This is a genomic window from Schlesneria sp., from assembly GCF_036405755.1.
In the GTDB taxonomy this organism is placed as follows: Bacteria; Planctomycetota; Planctomycetia; order Planctomycetales; family Planctomycetaceae; genus Schlesneria; species Schlesneria sphaerica.
Genome location: NZ_DASWWZ010000747.1, coordinates 1 through 8,549, shown reverse-complemented (window position 1 = coordinate 8,549; position 8,549 = coordinate 1). Strand labels below are relative to the sequence as shown.

At 55.7% G+C, this 8,549-nt stretch carries 4 protein-coding genes; all 4 read right to left on the bottom strand.

Annotation, left to right across the window (positions count from 1 at the left end; all coding sequences use genetic code 11):
- Positions 1–56: 56 nt before the first annotated feature.
- Positions 57–1,214, bottom strand: a complete 1,158-nt coding sequence (locus tag VGE80_RS24565) for a hypothetical protein (protein WP_440594486.1) — start codon at positions 1,212–1,214, stop codon at positions 57–59.
- Complete coding sequence (locus VGE80_RS24560) at positions 1,211–3,094, bottom strand: CRTAC1 family protein (protein ID WP_373650658.1); 1,884 nt, start codon at positions 3,092–3,094, stop codon at positions 1,211–1,213. Before VGE80_RS24560 ends, VGE80_RS24565 begins: the two co-directional genes overlap by 4 nt.
- Complete coding sequence (locus tag VGE80_RS24555) at positions 3,091–6,609, bottom strand: FG-GAP-like repeat-containing protein (protein WP_373650659.1); 3,519 nt, start codon at positions 6,607–6,609, stop codon at positions 3,091–3,093. The genes VGE80_RS24560 and VGE80_RS24555 overlap by 4 nt, the downstream gene beginning before the upstream one ends.
- A gap of 287 nt (positions 6,610–6,896) precedes the next feature.
- Complete coding sequence (locus tag VGE80_RS24550; RefSeq protein WP_373650660.1) at positions 6,897–8,234, bottom strand: cytochrome P450; 1,338 nt, start codon at positions 8,232–8,234, stop codon at positions 6,897–6,899.
- Between the last annotated feature and the right edge of the window lie 315 nt (positions 8,235–8,549).

Here is an 8,549-nt window from a genome sequence, read left to right as displayed (position 1 = left end):
GGGGAATTTCAGGCACGAAATTGTCTGTCAGCAACGTCGCAGGCAACAAGGAGGAGTCAGCCCGAGACAAGATCGGTTTTGATTTCCGGCGCCGTCAGGTCGAGTTTCGCTTCTGATTTGTTCGGGAGTGGTTGGTTTTGAGTCTTACGTGAATCCAGATAGATCTCAACAAGATTGGTTACCGGTCCGACAATGAATAACGCGTGGTAGAGAGAATGAACATCTCGGAACGCGATTCTCAGGAATGTTTCCATGACCGCCACGAGGATGGCAACAGCTGTCTGACTTTTCCAGCCCCGTGTCGTGGTTTTTGGGTCTGTGATCATGAAGAAGATATACAACTGGAACATGGGGCTGGTGATCGGGGCGATCTCTGCCTGCCATGGATGACCCGTGATGTAACTTCTCAGGAACGCCAGCGGAACAAAGGCTGCGATGAAAGCCGCCGGGATATGGAAGCGGCCCAGCCGATACATGATCAGGCCACCCAGAATCCAGATCGTCAGGACGGCGATACCATTGTTTCCCGCCTGGACCGTCAGACTTGCAACATGTGCGGGGGCCAGAAAGAGCATCATCGTGACGCCGAAGTTCGTCGGATTCCATAGGTGTCTGTTACCAATCCGCAGTACATATTTTGATGTGATTGAGATCAAGCTGCACAGCACGAAAGGCCACAGCAAAGAGGACTTAATCAGAATTCCCGCACTGATCCCCGAGATATACGCACTTGCCAAGTGAGGCCATTTGCCCCAGAAAAAACGTCCCAGTACAAGCTCGCACACAATCGTCGTGGCGATGGCCAGGAACGTGGGCGAATACTCCATAATCGCGCCCCCACTGGCTGCGACCAGCCATGGCGGGGCGGGATGATTCTCGAGAATACTGAATACGGCATCTCCGACTGCAAGAATGCAAGTGATCAGCAGAGGGGCCTGGAACCGCATGTCACGCGAAATCAATCGCCACCAGACCGCCAGCAGCACGGCCAGCAGCATGATCACGGCAATGACACGAGGTGCAATCGGATCAAGGGGGTAGCCGGTCAGTTGAGCGAAGACCTCGCCCACCCGGGTCCCGATAATTCCCACATTCCAGTAGTAGCCCGCCACGAGCACAATCGTGGCCAGGACCCGTGCGGCGAATGCAGGCCAACCTGGGGCTTCACATGTTTGAGGTTTAGGCTGCGTGATGGGGCGGGTTTCGCTGCTCATTTTGCAGCCTCCTTCGAATCAATCTCACGGACGAGGTGCACCACACCCGTTTCCGGAGCATCGATTTGTGTTGTGCGGCCTGATGGCCATTTAATTCGAACCTCTTTCAACTTTGCCTGTTCGCCGAGACCGAAATGAACGCGCGACATGCTCTGAGAAGCATAGGCGTCGCCAGCGGTGGTGACTTGTGACTGCTGACGCGTCGTTCCTTCCTGCCCTTGAACCCAATGCAGGGTGACTGTCGCACCGACGCCGCCGCGATTGCTCCATCCCTGCTCATTGCCTGGTCGAGCACCTCCCTCAAGGTGGAACTGCACCCAGTCTCGACCCGGCGAAATCGTATTGCGGTAGAAGAGCACCGGACCTTGTTGATTGGCGATGGCAACGTCGAGGATCCCTCGGTTGGAGAAGTCACTGAAAACGACGGCTCGACCGTCGTAGACGTCAGTGACTCCCACTGCGGCAGCGATATCCGTGAAGTCCCCCCCTTTGTTGAGCCACACACACTTCGGCTGGTAGCCGGACAGACTTTGCTCGCCGATGGGGGGCCAGTAAGTCGCTTCGCCGATCAGGCCTTTCAGCCCGCCTGCAATCTTTCCGTAGTCATACCAGTAGCTTTTCCCTTTGCTGGCCGAGATATAGCCATTGGTCAGGTACAGGTCGAGCCAGCCGTCGTTGTTCAGGTCTCCAAACTTAGCGCCCCAACTCCAGCCTCCCCGCTCGACGTTAACGGCACTGGCTTGATTGAGGAAGCGGGGGGCACCGCGGGTGCTTTCACCTGTGGGAACCCAGAGATTGTTTCCTTGAACCAGATTTCCAGGCTCGGTGATGTTCGTGATGTACAGGGCCTGTTGCCCGTCATTGAAGATGTCACCCAGCCCGACACTCATCCCACTTTTGGGAGTCACGCCGATACCCGTTTCGTAGCCGATTTCCTCGAATCGCTTACCCTCACGGTTGGCATAAAATTCTGAGACCCCGTAATCATTTGCCAGGATGAGGTCCGGATAACCGGTGCCGCAGATGTCTGCTGCCACGACACCTAACGTCCAGCGAGTACTCTGGATTCCCATTTCACTAGTGACATCCTGGAATTTCCCGTCACCGAGGTTGCGCAGCAGATATTTTCGTCCTCCATTGCGGGCGTATTCGAATGATTCGGGCATAATTTGCGTGGTCTTGAGGTTCCATAGATCCACCTCTTCAGACCAGTAACCGGCCAGGAACAGGTCGAGCCGACCGTCGCGATCGTAGTCGAACCAGCACGCGGCGTTTGCGTTGACCCAAGCGGGCATACCAGATCCCTCGGTCGCTCGGACGAAGCCTTTGCCCTCGTTATTTCGAAATAGTTCCGGGCGACCCCACTTGTAGACGAACAGGTCGACATAGCCATCGTTGTCATAGTCGGCAGCGAGTGAGCCCATGGAGGCACCCGTTCCCGGCTGGTTCAAGTCAGCGACACCCAGACTGGATGCAACGTCTTCAAATGTGCCGTCTCCGCGGTTTCGAAAGAGTGCGTTTTGGCTGCCCGCTTTACTCGATACGACGTAGAGGTCATCGTAACGATCGTTATCAAAATCAAAGACCGTCGCTGCAGCCCCCATTGCGTTCACAATGGGCATGATGTGAGACAGCTTGGGATCAAGTTCGGCCGCGTCGTGCCGGAATGAGATACCGACTTGCTCCGCAGCCTCAGTCAGGCAGAAGCCATAACGGCGGAGTGCCTCGGCTTCTTCCAGCGTGGCCGCTGACGAAGATGTGTTCCCTGTGAGTCGGGCCCAGGGTTGAGACCGGTTTCCATCAGACCCACGGAACGCCACCCATCCCAGCATTCCCAGGAAGAGCACGGTGATCACAATTTGCTTAAAGGATTGACTCACTGCTTCCCTCCTTTCTTGCTTTGCCGAGGATGTTTGAAGTGACGCAGCCCTTGTTCGAAGACTTGAGGTGTCACATATCGAGTGTGGTACTGCTGCCAGTCCTCAGGGTGTCGCTGATAAACGGGATCATTTTCGAGCTGCCCGGGTGGAGTGTCATAGCCAGGCATATCGTGCGCAGGTAACGGAAGTACGGTTTTTCCAAAGCGTGTGTTGAAGTCACCGTCTTTGACCCACCCGTCAGCGATCCATACGTAATTTCGCTTCCAACCCGCAGGTGGATCTGGGGGGGCGTCGAAAAATAGTGTCATTTCATCGCCCGCGTTCATAATAACATATCGGTCGTCGATCACCTTCAGCAATTCGTCAATCTCGCCATATCGAGTGTGATATCCGATCAGGTCCCGCCACGATTGGCCTCGAGAGACGATCTGATCGTAATGAGGAAGTTCAGGCGAGCTGGGATTTGCCTGAGTCATTGCCAGGATTCCTCGATAATTGAGTGAAGCGCTCGTGGGGGTGAGAGTCTGACGACGTTCGGGAGACGATTCGTACCCTTGAGCGACCCGCAAAGAATCCCAATAGATCTCCAGATTGGTCCGCAGGCGGAACCGGCGCGGTGGCACGCTCGCCTCGCCGACGAGGCCATCCAGCCGAAGCAGAATCGTCTTGTTCTTTCCTGTTGGAAATCCGATCTGATCACGAACAACGCGCCACTCCCCGTTGTCGTCAGGCACTTCGATCGCCAGACCTTGTGGTTTGGCATGCTGTCCCTGTTCGATGGCATAGTTGACCGAACTGTCCGTCGGGTGCATCCAACCACGAGCCACCAGCCAGACAGGTCCTTCCGTCGGGGTGTCGTCGCCAAGTTCAATCTCAACCCAGTGATCGGCAGCGACTCCCTGATACTGGCCACGCTGAAGATGATCGAAATAGACGCCGTCGTTGGCTTGCAGGTCCGCGGTTGCATCACGGCCCTGATCATCCGTCACGCGCGCCACATTGACCGGGGGGGATGTCAGAATGAGATTCGGCTCGGTCGGCTGCATGAAGAAACGTTCGTCGACGAACATTTCCGAGTTCTCCGGATGGTCGACCACCATCAGGGCCAGGTAATCGAAAAAGTGGGTCTCCCAGAGGTTGGCATTCACTCGCAATTCATACTGACCATTCTGAACGCCCAGCAGGTTGCCGGGGACTTTCACCCAATCCGTCGTTTGCAGGAATCCCCCCTTGTCCGAGGCATTGATATACATCCCCAGCGGGGTACTCCACATGAAGTCTGTGACAAATTCAATTTGATCGCCATTTCGAGCGAACAGAAATGGACAGGATCCCTTCAGCCGCTGCTGAGCAACAACCGTCTGGTTAATCGCGGAATTGAACTCAAACTGGATCGTGCCGTTGGGCCATTGAATCTTGACCACCTCGGCCTGAGGTCGATCGCCCAGTCCAACGTGTACCGCAGGGGATTGAATCGGAACTTTGACGACGTGCGTCCCGGCTCGAACTTCAACGTCACCGCCGATCGCGAAGGAATTGATGCGGTTGTCTCCCTTCCCTTCCGGGCTGGCATGAGGCCGAACGGTCAGCCAGTGATACTGGTATCGACCGCTACTGCGCAATCGAACTGGATGCCCATTCTCGTCCAGTCCGAGCAAGGCGAGTCGGCCAGTTCCATCGAGATCCGCGGCAGCCATTATTCGCGGAGGAAGGTCATTTGTCAGTAAGTGTACATTTCCATTGCCCGTTCCCAGCCACAACGTACTCGTCTGACTGTCACTGACGACGAAATCGAGGACACCGTTATTATCGAGGTCGGCCAAAAGCAGTTGCGGGAATTGATCGGGAATAGAGGTCGGTTTCCCGTCCAAGCGAGTGATTTCTCTGATCTGCCATTCGGCCTGCTTATGGCGATCTGAGAAGGCCAGCAGCGTTCCGTCATCCCGAAGAGCGATGATGTCGAAAATGCCGTCGTCCGTCACATCACCGACCGAGATTGTCAGGTACTTGCCTGCCGGCGGTGGCGTCAACCAGGCCTTGAATTGACCGGACCGATCGTTCGAAAAGACTCGCAAGGTGCCGTTAGAGTCGACCAGTCCCGCATCCGGGGCTCCGTCGTGGTCGAAGTCGGCCCAAGTGAAGATCATGGGACCCGAGAGTTCATTAAAGATTGTCTGAGATGTCCAGGTTCCGTCGAAATTATTGCGCAGGAACAGGGGTGGGCCGGTATTGCTGGAGATGAGTAAGTCGACATCACCATCAAGGTCGACGTCAGCGGCCAGTGCTGAAAAGTTTGCGGCGTTCAGTTCGATTTCTGGCAGGCCCGTCTTGCTCGTGACGTCGACCCAGGTGGTCGCGTTCTCCTGCTGGAAAAATCTCATTCCCCCTGAACCAGTCACAAGCAGATCCGTTTTCTGGTCATTGTTCCAGTCGATTGGCACCAGTCCTGTACTCGAAACGGGAATCGAGGGGAGTACCCCATCGTCTCCAATCCGTCGGACTTCCTTTTCGTTTGCCACAAAGATGACCGGTAATCCTTCAGTGGACAGCCAGACGGGTTGCAGAGCAGACCACCGTCCCTCTGGAGTACCGGAGGTGTCGGAAGCCGTAAACTTCAAGTCGGGATCGTAGGGAGCGGGCGAGTGCTGAAGTGCCGGAATTGTGCGAAAGCTTTGAAGTGAAGTTCCCGCCAATTCGTCTTTTGGCTGGACCTCAGCAACGTCAGTCACGTACCTCGGCTCGGCCTTCAGCACGTTATCAAATCGGAGCAGTCGTGGGACAAGCGTTGGCCCGAGAGTGCCAGCCAAAAGGGGCTGAATGTCGTTCCATTCTCGCCGGGTCCGGTCCAGCCATTTGGGACACAGGTCGTTGAATCGGACGACCGTGTCGTCCACGACCTTTCGGTCAGCGGCTCGCACAGCTTTGCGAAGCCGGTCAATCAGCACTCGTAAATTTTGAGGGTTTTCCGCGAGAATCCCATCCAGGAGTTTTCGATATTCCTCGTCGCTATCAAGTTCCTGTTCCTGCTCAACAATCTGGGCGAGAAGATACAGGGCCTTCACATCCGTTGGATCCTGGCTCAATGCCTGGCGAAGATGTTTCTTCGCCTCGGTGAACTGACCTTGCCGCTGTCGGAGCAGACCGAGCAGTTTCTGAATTTCAGGGTCATTCGGTTGAAGTTTGTCAGCACGCTCAAGATCGCTTGCCGCTTCTTCCATTCGTCCCGTTCGTAGATATAACAAGCCACGGTTGGCCCAGGCTGCGGGTTCACTGGGAATGAGGGTCACTGCACGGGTCAAATTGGGTTCAGCGGTCTGTGGCAGGTCAGCATCCAGTGCTGCGACGCCGAGTTGAAACGCGCGAACATATTCTTCGTACTCGGGGGGGCGTGCGGGTGCTGGTTTCGTCTTGTTCCAGAACAGGAATCCGACGCCAGCAATGAGCAGCGTCAAAATGCCAAGTAAAACGAATCGCGGACGAGGGTCATGCGAAGTCGGGGGCGGACTCAAATCCATGGTTGTCGTCGGGGACCTCTCGTATGAAGTTGCCGAAAGGCAGCAAAACCCCAGGCCAGATGGGCTGGCGAGTGATTGTCGTGCGGGTTGTCAGTAAAACGGATTCCTTAGATCCTACCCCGCAACGACGTGCCTCGAAAGAGTCACGAAGGGCATCGTAGTGCGATGGTGAATGCCGTTCAGATGAGTTGGCCTTGACCTGAGCAGGACAGGGGGGCCCGCAGCAGCTTCAGTCGACGAATGTGCATTGTCTGCCATGCGAGTTTGGTGGATCAGTGCCGCGAGAATCAGGATCTTCGTTTGAGTTGGGCGGGGATTCCGTACTTTGGTGCAAGCGTGATTTGCGGATTCACGTCAATCCTGGCATTTGGAAGCAAGGTAAAGTGATACTTTTGCCCCACCGTGGCCAGCAGAATTGCCGCTTCCATCATCGCGAAAGTGTTGCCGATACAAATTCGGGGGCCGCCGCCAAACGGAAAATAAGCATACTTTGGGATACGTTTGGCGAGTCCGTCTTCCCAGCGCTCGGGCTGGAACTGGTCTGGGTTTGAGAACCATCTGGCGTCGCGGTGATTAACCCACTGGCTGATGAAGACCGTGTAACCCTTTCTCACGCGGTATCCCCCGAGTTCCATATCACGAGTCGCCTCTCGACCGATGAGATAGACCGGCGGATACACGCGCATCGCTTCCGTGATGACTGCATCGGTGTAGGGCATCCTGGACAGATCCTCGGATGTCGGTGGTCTGCCTCCGAGCACGCGTTGCCACTCTTCGACGAGCTTGCGTTCGACTTCGGGGTGTTGTGAGATCAGGTACCAGCTCCACGACAGCGTTAACGAGGTTGTCTCGTGTCCTGCCAAATAGAGCGTCATCAATTCGTCGCGCAATTGCTTGTGCGACATCCGCGTCCCATCTTCATCCTGGGCTGAGACAAGTCTCGAAAGCAGATCGTCACCAGAGTGTCCTCGTAAACGACCTGCCTCAATGTAGCCGTCCACAACTGAGAATAGCTCTTTGACGGCATGATTCAGTTTGCGATTCGATCCGACCGGAAGCCAGCGAGGGGGTTTGAGCAGGGTTCGGATTCGGATACTCATCAGGTCGAAGGCGATTCGCAATGGTTCCGTGAACCGGGCGCGATCACCCGGATCGTCCAGTCCAAAGAGAGTTTTCAGCGCGATTGCGCTGGTCAGTGAAGTGAATTCTGCGTGGATGTCCACTTCAGCCCCTGGCTTCCATTTCGCCAGCATGGCCTCCGTCAAGTCAGACATGATCGGGGCATAGGACTGAACACGCTGCTTCAGAAACGCGGGTTGACTGAGTCTGCGCTGCCGCAACCAGAGTTCCCCTTCACTGGTCACCAGACCATTTCCGAGCACCGGCTTGTACGAACGGGCTCCGAAATGCTTGATGTAGTGCTTCGCCTGCGCCACCAGGACTTCTTCTATCAGATCCGGGTTGCTGATGAGAAAGATTCGCCGGGTGCCAAATCGAATACTGGCGACATCACCATAGTCATGGGCAAGCTGGCGGAAGAAATCAAGACGTCCCTGAGTGAACTGGCGCAAGTTCCCACCAATCCACGTCCCTTTGGGGCCCGGTGGTAATGCGGTACTGGACATCTTTCAAATTCCTCCTTGTCACTTCGAATGCCTGTCCCGTGCGGAGTTGTTCGCCCCTCTCGCGTTCCCGCCCTTGCGTCCGAATGATTGACTCACGGCAGTCGGCATGGTGATGGCGACTGCGCTAAGACAATTGCACAGAAACCTGACGGTCGTTTCCGATCGGCAAGCAGATTTCTATAAGCATGGGAAGCGTAGTGGAACGATGAGGCACCGTGAAGGGCGTCGCTGACGACAGCGGTTTACGGGTGCCGTTCTGGAAGATGGGAAAGAGAGAAGGAGGGCGAAGTGATTCGGAGGCGAGGGTGAAAACGA